13 protein-coding genes are annotated in these 17,266 nt (G+C 72.6%); 3 read left to right on the top strand and 10 right to left on the bottom strand.

The features are described 5' to 3' along the window. Positions 1-60: 60 nt before the first annotated feature. From ACZDYF_RS01280 to ACZDYF_RS01270, 3 genes are all read left to right on the top strand, one after another. Positions 61-996, top strand: a complete 936-nt coding sequence (locus ACZDYF_RS01280; RefSeq protein WP_475052114.1) for an ABC transporter ATP-binding protein — start codon at positions 61-63, stop codon at positions 994-996. Next, on the top strand, positions 993-2,219 hold the full coding sequence (locus tag ACZDYF_RS01275) for an ABC transporter permease (RefSeq protein ID WP_475052111.1): 1,227 nt from the start codon (positions 993-995) through the stop codon (positions 2,217-2,219). Before ACZDYF_RS01280 ends, ACZDYF_RS01275 begins: the two co-directional genes overlap by 4 nt. Positions 2,220-2,300: 81 nt before the next feature. Then, the gene (locus ACZDYF_RS01270) at positions 2,301-2,801 is read left to right on the top strand and encodes a MarR family winged helix-turn-helix transcriptional regulator (protein WP_191791031.1); all 501 of its coding nucleotides are present in this window, start codon (positions 2,301-2,303) and stop codon (positions 2,799-2,801) included. 50 nt (positions 2,802-2,851) lie between these two features. Here the strand turns inward: ACZDYF_RS01270 and ACZDYF_RS01265 are convergent, their stop codons facing one another. The 10 genes from ACZDYF_RS01265 to ACZDYF_RS01220 all read right to left on the bottom strand — a co-directional run bounded on the left by ACZDYF_RS01265 (position 2,852) and on the right by ACZDYF_RS01220 (position 17,134). Beyond that, the gene (locus ACZDYF_RS01265; protein ID WP_475052108.1) at positions 2,852-4,735 is read right to left on the bottom strand and encodes an ABC-F family ATP-binding cassette domain-containing protein; all 1,884 of its coding nucleotides are present in this window, start codon (positions 4,733-4,735) and stop codon (positions 2,852-2,854) included. A 131-nt stretch (positions 4,736-4,866) separates the two neighbouring features. Continuing rightward, positions 4,867-5,805 carry a 4-(cytidine 5'-diphospho)-2-C-methyl-D-erythritol kinase gene (locus ACZDYF_RS01260; protein ID WP_191791035.1) on the bottom strand — a complete coding sequence of 313 codons (939 nt, stop codon included), beginning with the start codon at positions 5,803-5,805 and terminating at the stop codon, positions 4,867-4,869. Next, positions 5,802-6,722 carry a 16S rRNA (adenine(1518)-N(6)/adenine(1519)-N(6))-dimethyltransferase RsmA gene (gene rsmA, locus ACZDYF_RS01255; protein WP_191791036.1) on the bottom strand — a complete coding sequence of 307 codons (921 nt, stop codon included), beginning with the start codon at positions 6,720-6,722 and terminating at the stop codon, positions 5,802-5,804. The genes ACZDYF_RS01260 and rsmA overlap by 4 nt, the downstream gene beginning before the upstream one ends. A gap of 68 nt (positions 6,723-6,790) precedes the next feature. Next, positions 6,791-7,927 carry an aggregation-promoting factor C-terminal-like domain-containing protein gene (locus ACZDYF_RS01250; protein WP_475052100.1) on the bottom strand — a complete coding sequence of 379 codons (1,137 nt, stop codon included), beginning with the start codon at positions 7,925-7,927 and terminating at the stop codon, positions 6,791-6,793. 562 nt (positions 7,928-8,489) lie between these two features. Next, complete coding sequence (locus tag ACZDYF_RS01245) at positions 8,490-9,644, bottom strand: transglycosylase family protein (RefSeq protein ID WP_475052094.1); 1,155 nt, start codon at positions 9,642-9,644, stop codon at positions 8,490-8,492. A 562-nt stretch (positions 9,645-10,206) separates the two neighbouring features. Then, entirely contained in the window at positions 10,207-11,361 is a 1,155-nt protein-coding gene (locus ACZDYF_RS01240) for a transglycosylase family protein (protein WP_475052094.1), read from the bottom strand. A 554-nt stretch (positions 11,362-11,915) separates the two neighbouring features. Beyond that, positions 11,916-13,103 carry an aggregation-promoting factor C-terminal-like domain-containing protein gene (locus tag ACZDYF_RS01235; protein WP_225227129.1) on the bottom strand — a complete coding sequence of 396 codons (1,188 nt, stop codon included), beginning with the start codon at positions 13,101-13,103 and terminating at the stop codon, positions 11,916-11,918. 135 nt (positions 13,104-13,238) lie between these two features. After that, positions 13,239-14,168 (bottom strand): TatD family hydrolase, encoded by a 930-nt coding sequence (locus ACZDYF_RS01230; RefSeq protein ID WP_475052090.1) that lies wholly within the window; start codon positions 14,166-14,168, stop codon positions 13,239-13,241. Positions 14,169-14,170: 2 nt separating this feature from the next. Then, the gene (gene metG / locus ACZDYF_RS01225; RefSeq protein WP_225227130.1) at positions 14,171-15,808 is read right to left on the bottom strand and encodes a methionine--tRNA ligase; all 1,638 of its coding nucleotides are present in this window, start codon (positions 15,806-15,808) and stop codon (positions 14,171-14,173) included. 96 nt (positions 15,809-15,904) lie between these two features. Continuing rightward, positions 15,905-17,134, bottom strand: a complete 1,230-nt coding sequence (locus tag ACZDYF_RS01220; protein ID WP_475053159.1) for a PQQ-dependent sugar dehydrogenase — start codon at positions 17,132-17,134, stop codon at positions 15,905-15,907. Between the last annotated feature and the right edge of the window lie 132 nt (positions 17,135-17,266).

Genomic DNA, 17,266 nt, shown 5'->3' with positions numbered 1-17,266 from the left:
CTCCCGAACCCGTGACATTCCGCCCGTGACGGCGCGCCCCGCCCATGGTTTCGTTGTCACATGGCGACTCTCGAGATCGACAGGCTGAACAAGACGTACGGGACGGTGCGCGCGCTGCGCGACATGTCCTTCACCGTCGGTGCGGGCGAGATTTTCGGCTTCGTCGGCTCGAACGGGGCCGGCAAGACGACCACGATGCGCATCGCGCTCGGGGTGCTCGCCCCCGACTCGGGCGAGGTGCGGTGGGACGGCCGGCCGCTCGACCTGGCCATGCGTCGTCGGATCGGCTACATGCCCGAGGAGCGCGGGCTCTACCCGCGGATGAAGGTCGGTGACCAGCTCGTCTACCTGGCCCGCCTGCACGGGCTGAGCCCCGCCGCGGCGCGCACGGCGATGGAGCACTGGACGCAGGTCCTCGGGATCGACCCCCGCCGGGGCGACGAGGTCCAGAAGCTCTCGCTCGGCAACCAGCAGCGCGTGCAGCTCGCCGCCGCGCTCGTGCACGACCCGGACATCCTGGTGCTCGACGAGCCGTTCTCCGGGCTGGACCCTGTCGCGGTCGACGTCATGAGCGGCGTGCTGCGCGACCGCGCCGCCGCGGGCGTACCCGTCGTCTTCTCGTCGCACCAGCTCGACCTGGTCGAGCGGCTGTGCGACCGCGTGGGGATCGTCAAGGCGGGCGAGATGGTCGAGGTCGGCGGGATCGAGGAGCTGCGCGCGACGCAGCGCCCGCAGTGGGTCGTCGACGCCCCGGCGGCGCCGCTCGGCTGGGCGTCCGAGATCCCGGGCGTCCACGTCGTGCGGTACGACGGCGCCAGGACCTTCCTCGAGGTCGACTCGCCCCAGGACGGGGCCGAGCAGGCTGTCCTGCGGGCGGCCCTGGCCACGGGGCCGGTGCGCGAGTTCACGCCCCAGCGCCCCTCCCTGACCGAGCTCTTCCGGCACGTCGTCAGCAGCGACGACGCCGCCGCCACCCGACAGGAGGTCTCGGCATGAGCACCCTGCGACAGCCGACGACGCCCCACTCCCCCGTGAGCACGTGGGGCGCGGTGTCCCTCGTGGCAGGCCGTGAGATCTCGACCCGCATCCGGTCCAAGGCGTTCGTCTGGACCACCGTGGCGCTGCTCGTGGGCGTGGTGCTCGGCGGGTTCCTGCTGAGCCTCGTGGGCGACCAGGGCCCCGCCGTCCAGAAGGTCGGCGTCACGTCGGAGGTCGAGGCCCTGGGGTCCCAGCTCACGGCAGCGGGCGAGGCCGTCGGGACCGAGATCCAGGTCAGCGAGGTCTCGGAGCCCGAGGGACGGACGCAGCTCGCCGACGGCGACCTCGACGCCCTGGTCACCGGTACCCCCGGGTCGTTCACGGTCGTCGTGAAGGAGGAGCTGGGCACGACCTTGACGCCCGTCTTCACGGGCCTCGCGCAGCAGGCGGCCCTGGCGGGGGCGATCAGCGACCTGGGCGGCGACCCGTCCGCCGTCGCGCAGGAGATCGCCTCTGCCGCACCCACGGTCGAGACGCTCGAACCCACCGAGGTGCGCGACCCCGCCCAGATCGTCACGGGCATGGTGGGCGGCATCCTCATCTTCATCGCGCTCATGACGTGCGGGCAGCTCGTGGCCCAGGGCGTCGTGGAGGAGAAGACGAGCCGTGTGGTCGAGCTGCTGCTCGCGACGATCCGGCCCTGGCAGCTCATGGCGGGCAAGGTCCTGGGCATCGGCGCGATCGGTCTGATCCAGCTCGTGGTCGTGGTCGGGGGCGGTGTCGGGACGGCGTTCGCCCTGGGGCTGGTCGACGCGAGCAGCGTGAACCTCGGGGCGACCGCGGCCTGGGTGCTCGTGTGGTTCGTGATCGGGTTCGTCATGTACTCGCTCGCGCTGGCCGCGCTCGCCGCCCTGGTCTCGCGCCAGGAGGACGTGGGCTCGGTCATCACACCGGTCCTGATGCTCATGATGATCCCGTACATCATCGGGATCTCGATCGGCCCGTGGGACCCCGAGAACCCGCTGGTCGTGTGGCTGTCGTACATCCCGTTCTGCTCGCCGCTGCTCATGCCGATCCGCATCGCGCTGGGCACGGTCGAGACGTGGGAGATCCTCCTCGCCGTCGGGCTCTCGCTCGCGCTCGTGCCGGTCCTGGTGTGGCTCGCGGGCAAGATCTACTCGAACGCGGTGCTCCGCACGGGCGGTCGGGTCAGGCTCCAGGACGCCCTGCGCGCGAGCTGACGGCGGGCTCTCCGGGCCACGGAGGGCACGCCTCGGCCGTCAAGACTCTTGATGTCGAGGAACATCGAGTAGCCTCACGTCATGCAGCACCCGCACCCGGACGAGGTCGACCGCATCGTCGACGCCTGGCAGCGCGAGCGTCCGGACCTGGACGTCGAGCCGCTCACCGTGTTCTCGCGCGTCAGCCGGCTGGCCCGGCATCTGGACCTCGCGCGCCGCAGCGCGTTCGCGCGCGGGCACCTGGAGACGTGGGAGTTCGACGTCCTGTCGGCGCTGCGCCGCGCGGGCGAGCCGTACCGCCTGTCCCCCGGAGCGCTCATCACGCAGACGCTCGTCACGAGCGGCACCATGACGAACCGGATCGACCGCCTCGAGGCCCGAGGCCTGGTGCAGCGGCACCGCTCGCCCGACGACCGGCGAGGAGTGCTCGTCGAGCTCACCCCCGAGGGCCTGGAACGCGTCGACGCCGCCATGAGCGACCTGCTGGCCGTCGAGCGCGAGGTCCTCGCAGCGCTCGACCCCGCTGACCGGCTCCACCTCGCGAACCTGCTCCGCACGGTCATCGGGCAGTTCGAGGCCTGATCGCGCGACCGCACGGGCAGGGCTCGTGCGAGCCCTGCCCGTGCGGTCCGTCAGTCGAGCAGCTCGGCCGCTTCCATCCACTCGGCCTCGAGCGTGTCCTTCTCGGCAGCGAGCTCGCGGAGCTGCTTGTCGAGGTCGGTGACTGCGGCGTGGTCCGTCGCCTGGGCGGCCATCTTGTCGTGCAGGCGCGCCTCGAGCTCGGCGATCTTCGACAGACGCCGCTCGATGCGCCCGATCTCCTTCTTCGCGGCCCGCACGTCCGCCCCGGACGGGGACGCCTGAGCGGTCGCGTCACCCGCGGCACCGGTGCTCCCCGTGCCCGACGACGGCGCACCGGCCCCGGAGCCCGTCGCGCCGGCACGCGTCCCGGCGACGGCCGCCGCCATCGCGGCCTTGCGCAGCGCGAGGTACTCCTCGACCCCGCCCGGCAGGTCGCGGATGGTCCCGTCCCCGAGCAGCGCGACCTCTCGGTCGCAGACCCGCTCGAGCAGATAGCGGTCGTGCGAGACCACGACGAGCGTGCCGGGCCATCCGTCGAGCAGGTCCTCGATGGCCGCGAGCGTGTCGGTGTCGAGGTCGTTGGTGGGCTCGTCGAGCAGCAGCACGTTGGGCTCGCCGACCAGCAGGCGCAGGAGCTGGAGCCGGCGACGCTCGCCACCCGACAGGTCGCGGACGAGCGTCTGCGAGCGCTCGCGCGTGAACCCGAGGCGCTCGACGAGCTGGGCCGCCGTGAGCTCCTTGCCGTCGACCGCGACCGTGCGCTTCTCCTGCTCGATGACCTCCACGACGCGCAGGCCGCCGATCTGGTCGAGCTCCTCGACGTCCTGCGTCAGCTCGGCGACGTGGATCGTCTTGCCCCGCTTGACCGTGCCCTGCGTGGGGGCGAGCCGGCCGGCCAGCAGGCGCAGGAGCGTCGTCTTGCCCGCCCCGTTGACCCCGACCACGCCGTAGCGGTCGCCCGGACCGAGGCGCCAGGTGACGTCGTCGAACAGGACCTTTTCCGCGGAATCAGGATCCCCGTCGCGCGCCGGCATGCGCACCGTGACGCCCTCGAGGTCCAGCACGTCCTTGCCCAGACGGCGCGTGGCCATGCGCGTGAGCTCGAGCGTGTCACGGGGGTCCGGCTCGTCGGCGATGAGCGCGGCCGCGGCGTCGAGGCGGAACTTGGGCTTGGACGTCCGCGCCGGGGCTCCGCGGCGCAGCCACGCGAGCTCCTTGCGGAGCAGGTTGTTGCGCTTCTCGGCCGTGACGGCCGCGGTGCGCGCCCGCTCCGCACGGGCCAGGACGTACGCGGCGTACCCGCCCTCGTACCCCTCGACCGCGCCCGAGCCGTCGCCCGTGACCTCCCACATGCGCGTGCAGACCGCGTCGAGGAACCAGCGGTCGTGCGTCACGACCACGAGCGCCCCCCTGGCCCCCGGACGGTCGTAGCGCGCCTGGAGGTGCTCGGCGAGCCACGCGACGCCCTCGACGTCGAGGTGGTTGGTGGGCTCGTCGAGGAACAGCACGTCGTGCTCCGCGACCAGCAGGGCCGCGAGCGCCACCCGGCGGCGCTGGCCACCCGACAGGGTCGACGCCGGTGCGTCCAGGTCCAGGTCCGCGAGGAGCCCCGCGTGGACCGCACGGATGCCCGCGTCGCCGGCCCACGTGTGCTCGGCCGACTCGCCGTGGACCAGGTCGCGGATCGACGTGCCCTCGGGCGACTCGTCGCGCTGGTCGAGCATCCCGATCCGCAGCCCGCCCACCCGGGTGACGCGTCCGGCGTCGGGCGTCGCGGTCCCCGCGAGAAGGCGCAGCAGCGTGGACTTGCCCGCACCGTTGGGGCCGACGACGCCTACGCGGTCGCCGTCGTCGAGGCCCAGGCTGACGCCGTCGAGGAGGGTGCGGGTGCCGACGACGAGGCGGATGTCGTCGGCGCCGAGGAGGTGTGCCATGAGTTCCTTCGAGAGGGGGGGTACGTGCCCTAGCGAGGATACGCGTGGGCACGCGAGCGCAGTGACGCCGGAGCGTGGACGGAGCAGCCGTGCGGCGGGGCGGGCACGAGCGCCAGCACCAGCGCCCGGGGTCAGGAGGACAGGACGCGCGCCCCCGACGCCGGGCCCGTGGCGCAGTGCACCGAGTCTGCGACGCCCGCCGCGGTCCACGAGGCCGCGATCGCGAGCGCGTGCTGCCTGCTGCGGGCGAGGGCCGCGATCGTCGGGCCCGAGCCGGAGACGATCGCGCCGAGCGCACCGGCGTCGCGCGCGACCTCGAGGGTCCGGCCCAGCTCGGGGGCCAGGGCGAGCGTCGCGGCCTGGAGGTCGTTGTGCAGCGCGCGGCCGAGGCCCACGGGATCGCCGGCACGCAGCGCCTGCATGAGCTCGGTGTCGTCGGACAGCTCGACGTCCGCGCTCCCGCCCACGACCTCGTCGAACGTCCGGAAGACCTGGGCGGTCGACAGACCCTCGTCGCGCACCGCGAACGCCCAGTGGAACTCGCCACGCGACATCGCGGGCGTCAGCAGGTGCCCCCTCCCGGTACCCACGGCGGTGTGCCCGACGAGCCCGAACGGCACGTCCGAGCCGAGCCCCGCCGCCAGGTCCGACAGCTCGGCCCGCGAGAGACCGGTCTCCCACAGCAGGTCGCACGCCACGAGAGCCGCCGCGGCGTCGGCCGACCCGCCGGCCATGCCGCCCGCGACAGGCACCCCCTTGTGGAGGTGCAGACGGACGTCGGGGTCCACCCCCGTGTAGCGGGCCAAGGACTCCGCGGCGCGCCACGCGAGGTTGCTCTCGTCGACCGGGACCCGGTCGGCCTGGGCACCCGACACGGTCAAGGAGATGCCGGCGCCAGGCGTCGCGAGGGTGGCCTCGACCTCCTCGGCCAGCGAGACGGCCTGGAAGATGGTGACGAGCGGGTGGTAGCCGTCGTCCTGGCACGCGCCGACCCGGAGCGACAGGTTGACCTTCCCCGGGGCCCGCACCCGCACGGCCACCGGCGGAGCAGCGGACAGGTGGGAGCTCACGCGTCCACTGTGCCAGGTCGGTCCGGGTGCTCGCCTGCGGAAGCGGCCGCCTCGGCCCGGACGAGCGGGAGCTGCTCGGCGATGCGGGCGAACTCCTCGACCGTGAGCCTCTCGCCGCGCGCGGTCGGGTCGACGCCCGCGCGCTCGAGCGCCTCGACCGCGGCCGCCGACGAGCCCGCGATCCCGGCGAGGGCCGAGCGCAGCATCTTGCGGCGCTGGGCGAAGGCCGCGTCCACGACCGCGAAGACCTCCTCGCGCGTGGCCGTCGTCGCCGGTGGCTCGCGGCGGTCGAGCGCGACGAGCGCCGAGTCGACGTTGGGCACCGGCCAGAACACGCTGCGCCCCACCGTCCCGGCCCGCGAGGCCGAGGCGTACCAGGCGGCCTTGACCGACGGCACGCCGTAGGTCCGGCTGCCGGGCGGCGCCGCGAGGCGGTCCGCGACCTCGGCCTGGACCATGACCAGGACCCGCTGCAACGAGTCGAACCGCTCGAGGAACGTCAGGAGGACGGGGACGGCGACGTTGTACGGCAGGTTGGCGACGAGCGCCGTCGGCGCCTCGCCCGGGAGCTCGGTCACGTCGAGCGCGTCGGCGGCCACGACGGTCAGCCGGTCGGCGGCGTCGGGCTGGTGCACGGCGACGGTCGCAGCGAGCTGCTGCGCGAGCGGTGGGTCGATCTCCACCGCGACCACGCTCGCCCCGACCTCGAGCAGCCCCAGGGTCAGCGAACCGAGCCCGGGACCGACCTCGACCACACGGTCCCCCGCCCCGATCCCGGCCGTCCGGACGATCTTGCGGACGGTCCCGCCGTCGTGCACGAAGTTCTGGCCGAGGGTCTTGGTGGGCCGCACGCCCAGACGCCCTGCCAGGTCGCGGATCTGTGCCGGACCGAGCAGGGCGTTGGGGGTGGCGTTCATGCAGGGAAGCCTACCGGGTGACCTGGTGCGGACCCCTCCGCCGAGAGGGCGTCACGACGTCCGTGGGGTCAGTACCAGTTCTTCGCCTGGGAGTGGCCCCACGCGGCGCACGGGGTGCCGTAGCTGCCCGCGATGTAGTTCAGGCCCCAGGTGATCTGGGTCGCCGGGTTGGTCTTCCAGTCGGCTCCCGCGCTCGCCATCTTGGAGGCCGGCAGGGACTGCGGGATCCCGTACGCGCCCGACGACGAGTTCGTCGCCGACGAGTTCCAGTTGCTCTCCTTGGTCCAGAGCCGGTCGAGGCACTGGAACTGGTCGCCGCCCCAGCCGCGGGCGGCGACGAGCTGGCGTCCGATCTCGCGAGCGGACCCGGCGGCGGCCGGGCCGCTCGGGCGCTCCTTGGTGCCCTGCACCACGATCTTGGCGACCGGCTCGGCAGTGACTCCGTCGGAGACGACCTCGCGGGACTCCTCGACCCCGTCGACCACGGTGACCCGCTCGACGACGGTGTGCGTGCCCTCGACGCCCTCCTGGGCGACGGTCTGCGCCTCGCCCTTGTAGACGTTCGCGTCCTCCTGGACCGTCGTCTCGAACGGGAGGGCGGTCACGGTGGGGACGTCGGTCACGGTGACCCTGTGGACGACGACCGAGACCGCAGGGTCGGCCGTCTCGTCGCGGGCGACCGAGACGCGGTCCTGCTCGCCGAGCGTGATGCCCTGCTGCTCGAGCAGGGCGTCGATGCCGATGGACCCGTCCGGCGCGACGACCTTCTGGCCGTCGACGACCACGTTGACGGGCCCGTTCGCGTCGAGCTTCACGCCGAGCTCGGGGCGCCCGTCTGCCGTGGAGCGGGAGGCGACCAGGCGCACGTCCGCGCCACGACCCGAGAGCGTGTCGAGCGCCTCGTCCGCGTCCAGAGCCGTGACCCACACGTCGCTCTGCTGACCATCGGTCTGCACGGTCACCTGACGCCCGTACCGCACGACGACGTCAGCACCGTTCTTCAGCGCCGCATCACCCGCAGGAGCGATCAGGTCCTTGTCGGTGACACGCACACCCTCCTCGGCGAGGAGACCCTCGACCGAGCCGGCGAACGTGCTCACCGTCGTGATCTCACCATCGACATCGAGCTCGACGGTCTTCTTCGCGGAACCATAAGCAACCGCACCCGTCGCCACGAGCGCGACAGCAGTCGCACCGGCGATCAAGGGCCAACGGCGACGCCGCGAAGCAGGAGTGGCGGAGGCCTCAGCCTCGACACCATCAGAAGTCGAAGAAACGGGGGCGGAGCGATGCGCCGGGCGCCGGGCGCTCACGGTGTCGCGGAAAGGGTTCTTCACTCGGGTCCAGTCGTCGTGCTGTCCGGGCACGGGGGGTCGATGGGCTCCTGACGGGCTCTCCCCGGTCCGCGCGGGGCGCGAGGGCGACGAGGTCGCTCCGGGTTCTCGACCAGCCGATCCGGCGGTCCGGGCACCCCGGGCTTCTCCCCGGTTGGCACCACCCGCGGCTGTCACACTCTGGTGAGCTCTGCACGCGAGACACTCGACCGTAACCGATTCGTTATGGATCACCAAGTCGATCCGGTAGCACGCGGGACACGTCACAGGACGAAGCGGGAACCTGACCGCAGACCTCGCACACCGCCCGCCCGCTCGGGGCGGGGCCGGCCCGCCGCACCTCGGGGACGACGAAGGGTGCGGCCCGCAGCTCTCGCTGCCGACCGCACCCTCGTGCGCGACGGGCTCAGGGCCCGTCAGGCCGTCCTGCTGCTCAGCGCAGGCCCAGCTTCTTGGAGCAAGCGGGCCACTGTCCCCAGCCCGAGCGCGCCTGGAGCATCTGGGCGCGCATCGTCTGCTCCTCGGCGGACGCCTGCGACGGGAGACCGGAGCCACCCATGGCCCTCCAGGTGCTGGCGGAGAACTGGTACAGGCCGTAGTAGCCGTTGCCGGTGTTCGTCGCGGGGTTTCCGCCCGACTCGCACTTCGCGAGAGCGGCCCAGACGTCACCGCCGACCGTGCTCGGAGCCGCCGCAGGAGCGGGGGCGGGGGCGGCCGGTGCGCTCGCCTTGGGGGCTGCCGCCGCGGCCTTGGGAGCCGGAGCGGGCTTCGGACGCTCCTTGGTGCCCTGCACCACGATCTTGGCGACCGGCTCGGCCGTCACACCGTCGGAGACCAGGGCGCGGGACTCCTCGACGCCGTCGACCGTCGTGACGGTCTCGACCTTGGTCGAGGTGCCCTCGACACCCTCCTGCTTGACGACCGGGTCCAGGTCCGCGAAACGGTTCGCGTCCTGCTCGGTGACCGTCTCGAAGGGGATCGGCGTGACGGTGGGGACGTCGCTCACGGCGACGCGCTGCACGACCAGGGAGACCGCGGGGTCCGCAGCCTCGTCGCGGGCGACCGAGACGCGGTCCTGCTCACCGAGCACGACCCCCTGCTGGTCGAGGATCGAGTTCACGCCGATGCTGCCGTCAGGGGCCGTCGTGGTCTGGCCGTCGGCCACGACGGTCACGGGCCCGTTCGCGTCGAGGCGCAGCGGCAGCGCCGCACGGCCGTCGGCGCCGGAGCGGGAGGCGACCAGGCGCACGTCCGCGCCACGACCCGAGAGCGTGTCGAGCGCCTCGTCCGCGTCCAGAGCCGTGACCCACACGTCGCTCTGCTGACCATCGGTCTGCACGGTCACCTGACGCCCGTACCGCACGACGACGTCAGCACCGTTCTTCAGCGCCGCATCACCCGCAGGAGCGATCAGGTCCTTGTCGGTGACACGCACACCCTCCTCGGCGAGGAGACCCTCGACCGAGCCGGCGAACGTGCTCACCGTCGTGATCTCACCATCGACATCGAGCTCGACGGTCTTCTTCGCGGAACCATAAGCAACCGCACCCGTCGCCACGAGCGCGACAGCAGTCGCACCGGCGATCAAGGGCCAACGGCGACGCCGCGAAGCAGGAGTGGCGGAGGCCTCAGCCTCGACACCATCAGAAGTCGAAGAAACGGGGGCGGAGCGATGCGCCGGGCGCCGGGCGCTCACGGTGTCGCGGAAAGGGTTCTTCACTCGGGTCCAGTCGTCGTGCTGTCCGGGCACGGGGGGTCGATGGGCTCCTGACGGGCTCTCCCCGGTCCGCGCGGGGCGCGAGGGCGACGAGGTCGCTCCGGGTTCTCGACCAGCCGATCCGGCGGTCCGGGCACCCCGGGCTTCTCCCCGGTTGGCACCACCCGCGGCTGTCACACTCTGGTGAGCTCTGCACGCGAGACACTCGACCGTAACCGATTCGTTATGGATCACCAAGTCGATCCGGTAGCACGCGGGACACGTCACAGGACGAAGCGGGAACCTGACCGCAGACCTCGCACACCGCCCGCCCGCTCGGGGCGGGGCCGGCCCGCCGCACCTCGGGGACGACGAAGGGTGCGGCCCGCAGCTCTCGCTGCCGACCGCACCCTCGTGCGCGACGGGCTCAGGGCCCGTCAGGCCGTCCTGCTGCTCAGCGCAGGCCCAGCTTCTTGGAGCAAGCGGGCCACTGTCCCCAGCCCGAGCGCGCCTGGAGCATCTGGGCGCGCATCGTCTGCTCCTCGGCGGACGCCTGCGACGGGAGACCGGAGCCACCCATGGCCCTCCAGGTGCTGGCGGAGAACTGGTACAGGCCGTAGTAGCCGTTGCCGGTGTTCGTCGCGGGGTTTCCGCCCGACTCGCACTTCGCGAGAGCGGCCCAGACGTCACCGCCGACCGTGCTCGGAGCCGCCGCAGGAGCGGGGGCGGGGGCGGCCGGTGCGCTCGCCTTGGGGGCTGCCGCCGCGGCCTTGGGAGCCGGAGCGGGCTTCGGACGCTCCTTGGTGCCCTGCACCACGATCTTGGCGACCGGCTCGGCCGTCACACCGTCGGAGACCAGGGCGCGGGACTCCTCGACGCCGTCGACCGTCGTGACGGTCTCGACCTTGGTCGAGGTGCCCTCGACACCCTCCTGCTTGACGACCGGGTCCAGGTCCGCGAAACGGTTCGCGTCCTGCTCGGTGACCGTCTCGAAGGGGATCGGCGTGACGGTGGGGACGTCGCTCACGGCGACGCGCTGCACGACCAGGGAGACCGCGGGGTCCGCAGCCTCGTCGCGGGCGACCGAGACGCGGTCCTGCTCACCGAGCACGACCCCCTGCTGGTCGAGGATCGAGTTCACGCCGATGCTGCCGTCAGGGGCCGTCGTGGTCTGGCCGTCGGCCACGACGGTCACGGGCCCGTTCGCGTCGAGGCGCAGCGGCAGCGCCGCACGGCCGTCGGCGCCGGAGCGGGAGGCGACCAGGCGCACGTCCGCGCCACGACCCGAGAGCGTGTCGAGCGCCTCGTCCGCGTCCAGAGCCGTGACCCACACGTCGCTCTGCTGACCATCGGTCTGCACGGTCACCTGACGCCCGTACCGCACGACGACGTCAGCACCGTTCTTCAGCGCCGCATCACCCGCAGGAGCGATCAGGTCCTTGTCGGTGACACGCACACCCTCCTCGGCGAGGAGACCCTCGACCGAGCCGGCGAACGTGCTCACCGTCGTGATCTCACCATCGACATCGAGCTCGACGGTCTTCTTCGCGGAACCATAAGCAACCGCACCCGTCGCCACGAGCGCGACAGCAGTCGCACCGGCGATCAAGGGCCAACGGCGACGCCGCGAAGCAGGAGTGGCGGAGGCCTCAGCCTCGACACCATCAGAAGTCGAAGAAACGGGGGCAGTGGCGCTGGCCGCGTGTGCGGTCCGGTTCAGGGGGTTCTTCACTCGAGTCCAGTCGTCGAGCCTCCCGGGCACGGAGTTCGGGCGGCGCGGTGCGCCACCGGCGGTCCCGCCGCTCCGAGGAGCGTCGGGGCGGGTCGCCCGAGGGCGTCCCACCGCAGGGTCCGAAACGACCGATCCGGCTGTCGTTTTCCGCCGACGGTCCGGTGCTCAGGACCACAGCAGGACGCGCACCCTCCGGTCCTGGGGACCCCGGTGATGGGCGGGTTCCGCACCCGGCGATGAGCGGGTGACGACAGGACGGGCAGCAGCGCGCGACAGTTGACCGTAACCGATCCGTTATCCGGTGCCAACCCTGCGACACGCGCCCCGGGATGGTTCTGTCCGCTTTCCTCCACCTATGTCACGGGCGTGATACGCGGCTCGTGGGTGAAACCTTCACAGTTTCCCGAGAACGTCGGCGCCTCCCCGAGCGGTCAGTACCACCCCTTGGCCTGCGAGTGGCTCCACGCTCCGCAGGGCGTGCCGTACCGCCCCTCGATGTACCCCAGGCCCCAGGTGATCTGGGTCGCGGGGTTGGTCCGCCAGTCGGCTCCTGCGCTGGCCATCTTGGACCCCGGGAGAGCCTGCGGGATGCCGTAGGCACCGCTCGACCGGTTCTCCGCGGTCGCGTTCCACTTGCTCTCCTTCGTCCAGAGCAGGTCGAGGCACGCGAACTGGTCGTCGCCCCAGCCGCGCTGGGCGGCGAGCGACTTGGCGATCGCCTTGGAGGAACCCGGGTCGACCTTGATCGTCGACGGGTCGAGCGTGCCGACCACGACGACCTCGGTGCGCGGCTCACGGACGACCGTCCGCTCGAGCACCGTCCGCGAGACCTCGGCCCCTCCGACCGTCTGGATCTCGTAGGTCGTGATCGCCTCGCCGACCTTGCCGGAGGTCCGAACGTTGCGCTGCCCCTGCGGGAGATAGGGGTCCTTGACCTCCTCCGTCGCGAAGGGCAGCGATTCCGTGACGGTTGCCGCGCCCTGCGCTGCGCGGGTGACCAGGATGAGCATGCCGTCGACCGCCGCGGCACCGAGGGGCACCGACACCGCATCCCCGGCGGCCAGGACGATCCCCGCGTGGTCCAGGACCCCCTGGACCGACGCCTCGGCCGTGGTGGCCGAGACGATCCCGCCGTCGACGGCGACGTGGACCGTCTTGAGCGTCGAGACGCGGATCTGCTCACGCCCGATCGACTGGGAGCGTGAGGCCGACGTCTTGGCACCTTCGGCTCGCGGACCGAGGGCGCTGATGAGCTCCCCCACGGTGCTCGCGGTCGTGACGAAGGTCTGCGGCTCCCCGTCGAGCTCGAGGGAGACCTCACGGCTCGTCCGGACGACGATCGTGCCTCCGTCGCTCGCCGCGACCGTGGTCGCCGGCTCGACGAGGTCACCGTCCTTGACCGCGATCTTCTGGAACGCCAGCAGCTCGCCGACCGTGGAACCGTAGGCGCTCACGGTGCGGACCTCGCCGTCGAGGTCGATCGTCACCGACTTGTGGGCGAGCGCGAAGACCCCGGTCGCACCGACCACGGTCGCGAGGACTGCCGCCTGCGCGACCAGGCGCCGCCTGCCCGTCAGGGAGTCCCTGAGGGCGCTCGCGCGACCCACCACGTGAACCATCCGTTCTTCTCGCATCCTTGCCCGTGATACACCGGGCATCACGGACATGCAGACCGTAATGGATACGTGACCCCCGGGGGAAGCCCGTCCGGCGCGTCGTCGCCGCGACGCCCCGTCGCGTCGGTCAGGCCCGGGTCACCAGGGTCCGTAGACCTGCTCGGCGGTCGCGCTCAGCCGTTCGCAGACCTCGACGAGGGGCGACCCCGTGACAGCGGCGACGGTGCGCACGGTGTGCGGCAGGAGGTAGGGCGCGTTGGGCCGCCCGCGGTACGGGTGCGGCGTGAGGTAGGGCGCGTCGGTCTCGACGAGGACCTGTCCGAGCGGGACCGCCGCCAGGGCCGCCCGCAGCTCGTCGTTGGCCCCGAACGTCACCGGACCGGCGAACGACAGGTACCAGCCCTGCGCGGCGCACAGCCGCGCCATCTCGGCGTCGCCCGAGAAGCAGTGGAAGACCGTCCGCTCGGGCGCACCGTCGGCGAGCAGGACCTCGATGACCTCGTCGTGCGCGTCCCGGTCGTGGATCTGGAGCGGGAGCCCGAGCTCCTTGGCGAGCGCGACGTGCGCGCGGAACGACCCGCGCTGGACCGCCGCGCCCTGGGGACCCGTGCGGAACAGGTCCATGCCCGTCTCGCCGATCGCGCGGATCCGGTCGTTGCCGCGAGCGATCGCGGCGATCTCCGCGATCGCGTCGTCGAGCCCGACGGCGTGACGTGCCTCGGGCGTCGGCGTCAGCCCGTCTGGCCCCACCTCCGTGACGCCTGCGTGCAGGGTCGCCTCGTTCGGGTGGATCGCGATCGCCCCGACCAGCGCCCGGTGCTCACGCACCAGGGTGTCCGTGAGGCGGGCCGAGGTCAGGTCGCAGCCGACCTGGACCATGCGGTCCACGCCGACCCGGGCCGCGTCCTCGAGATGCTGCGTGACCGTCGGGACGGGGACCGCTCGCCCCTCCTCGTCGACGTCGGGCAGGACGCCCGCGATCGACTCGAGGTGCGTGTGGTCGTCGACCACGGGCAGCGGCAACGCCTCGGGGGCGGGCGGCCACCCGCGCTCGCGCTTGCGGGCCACGGTCAGGCGCCCTCGACGACCGGGTCCTCGAGCCGCGGGAACAGCGACGCGCCCTTGGTGACCGTGGTCCCCGCCGGGAGCGCACCGAAGCGGGCGGCGCCGTCGACCGGCTGGACCGCGAGCGCACCGAGCGGCGCCTCGGCACCGAGCGAGGCCCAGAGCGCCTGGGCGGCCTTCGGGGTGATCGGGTGCAGCAGGACCGCGAGCGAGCGCAGGGCCTCGGCGGCCGTGACGAGGATCGTGGCGAGACGGCCCTCCTGCGTCGATCCGCCGTCGGGCAGCTTCTCCTCGTCGGCCTTGGCGACCTTCCACGGCTCCTGCTCCGTGAGGTACAGGTTCGTGGCGTCGACCAGCGTCCACACCGCGTTGATGGCCTCGTGGATCGCGAGCGCGTCGATCGCCTTCTCGGCGGCTGCGACCGCCTGGGCGGCGACCTGCTCGAGCGCCTGCTCGGCCGGGCCCGCGGGGCCCGCGAGCGGCAGCACGCCGCCGTAGTACTTGCCGACCATGGCCGCGACGCGCGAGGCCAGGTTGCCGAACCCGTTCGCGAGCTCCGCGTTGTAGCGGGCGGCGAGGTCTTCCCACGAGAACGACCCGTCCTGGCCGAACGCGATGGCGCGCATGAAGTAGTAGCGGAAGGCGTCGGACCCGAAGTGGTCGATGATCTGGCTCGGCGCGATGCCCGTGAGCTTCGACTTGCTCATCTTCTCGCCGCCGACCAGGAGCCAGCCGTGCGCGAACACGGTCTTGGGCAGGGGCAGGCCCGCGGCCATGAGCATCGCGGGCCAGATCACCGCGTGGAAGCGCAGGATGTCCTTGCCGACGAGGTGCACGCTCGCGGGCCACGTGGCCGCGAACTTGGCCTGCTGCTCCGGGTCGTCGCTGTCCAGCCCGACGGCGGTCGCGTAGTTGAGCAGCGCGTCGAACCACACGTAGAGCACGTGCGTGGTGTCCCACGGGATGGGGATGCCCCAGTCGAACGTGTTGCGCGAGATCGACAGGTCCTGGAGCCCGCCCTTGACGAACGCGAGCACCTCGTTGCGGGCGCTGGCCGGCTGGACGAACTCGGGGTGCGCCTCGTAGAGCGCGAGCAGGCGGTCCTGGTACGCGCTCATCTTGAAGAAGTAGTTCTGCTCGGAGAGCATCTCCACGGGCTTGCCGTGGATGGGGCAGAGCTTCTGGCCCTCGTGCTCGCCCGTGCCGTCGACCAGGTCGCCCGGGAGCTTGTACTCCTCGCAGCCCACGCAGTACGGACCCTCGTACGAGCCCGCGTAGATCTCGCCCTTGTTGTACAGGTCCTGGATGAACGCCTGTACACGCTCGGTGTGGCGCGGCTGGGTGGTGCGGATGAAGTCGTCGTTGAGCGCGTCGAGCGTGTGCAGGACCGGCTTCCACGAGCTCTCGACCAGGCGGTCCGCCCACTCCTGGGGGGTCACGCCGTTGGCCTCGGCCGTGCGCATGACCTTCTGCCCGTGCTCGTCCGTCCCCGTCAGGAACCACACGGGCTCCTGGCGCTGGCGGTGCCAGCGGGTGACGACGTCGGCCGCGACCGTCGTGTACGCGTGCCCGATGTGCGGGGCGTCGTTCACGTAGTAGATCGGGGTCGTGAGATAGAAGGTCTCCGAGGCTGCGTCAGGCATGGTCCTCATCGTAGTTGGCCCGGCCCGGCTGCCGCGCCGCCGTCCCAGGACCATGCCGAGGGCGACGCCCCGGACCACCGAGGGCGACGCGTCCGCTCAGCCGGTCGTCAGGTCGACCCGCAGCAGGTGGTCGTCGCCCGCGGACGGGCTCCCGCGCCCGTCCGTCTCGTTCGTCAGCACGAGCAGCGACCACGGTCGCTCGGGGTCCGCGACCGGGGAGGGGAACGGGACCACGGCCCGCAGCCGCCCCCACTCCCCCGCGAGCAGGGCCTGGGGTGCGCCGAACGCCGAGGGCGGGGCCGCGCCGTCGGGCACCTGGTCCTCGCCCCACGCGAACGGCAGGCGCCACAGGCGCTCGCCGCGCAGCCCCGCGACGTAGACGCCGTCGGGCAGGACCGCGAGACCGCTCGGGCTCGCCTCCGACGTGGGCCAGGTCGCGACCGGGTCGACGAACACCGTGCCGTCCGCGGCCGCCGTCCCGCCGAGCGTCCCCTCGCGGTCCGGCCAGCCGTAGTTGCCGCCCGGGACGATCACGTTGAGCTCGTCGAGCGTGCTCTGCCCGAACTCGCTCGCGAACATCCGCCCCGTCGCGTCCCAGCCCAGGCCCTGCACGTTGCGGTGGCCCAGGCTCCACACGCGCGAGCCGTCCGGATTGCCCGGGGCTGCCTCGCCGTCGAGCGTGACTCGCAGGATCTTGCCCGCGAGCGAGTCCGGGTCCTGCGCCGCACCCGACTCCGTCGCGTCGCCCGTCGCGACGTACAGAAACCCGTCGGGCCCGAACGCGACCTGTCCGCCGTTGTGGTTGCCCGCCTTCGGGATGCCGTCCACGACGGTCCTCAGCTCGCCGAGCACGGCCGCACCCGGGTCGAGGGTCCCGCGCAGCACCTCGTTGCCGTCCGCGCCGGTCCGGTAGACCACGACCGTGCCGTCGGCCGAGAAGGTCGGCGAGACCGCGACGCCCAGCAGTCCCCCCTCGCCTCCGTGGTCGGTCCCGGACGCGAGCGCCTCGGCGCCAGGACCCGAGACCACGGCGACCGTGCCCGCCGCCAGGTCCAGGAGGCTCACGGTCCCCTCGTCGCGCGACGTCACGACCAGCCGACCGTCCGGGAGGGCCGCCAGACCCCAGGGGGACGCGAGGTCGTCGACCAGTGCGATCGCCGTCGTGCCGACCGTCGGGACCACCGTCGTCCCCCCGCCGGGAGCGGGCGAGGAGGTGGGCGTCGGGACCGGCGGGGCCGTCGTCACCACGCTCGGCCCGGGGGCGGGGCCGCCCGAGCACGCGGCCGCGAGGCCGAGCACTGCCACGAGCAGCACGACGGACGGCATCTGCCTCACGGGCGCCTCACCTCCGGGACGGGGTTCGCTCATCGTCGCAGCGATCGTGCGCCGCGGCACGCGGCGCCCTCGCCCCCTCGCCCGACGGCGGAGCGCACCCGTCCGCGCGGGTACGCTCCGCCG

It is taken from the genome of Oerskovia sp. PE-21s, from assembly GCF_056158145.1.
Note: the sequence above shows the minus strand (reverse complement) of the source record. Positions and strands in the feature narration are given on the sequence as shown.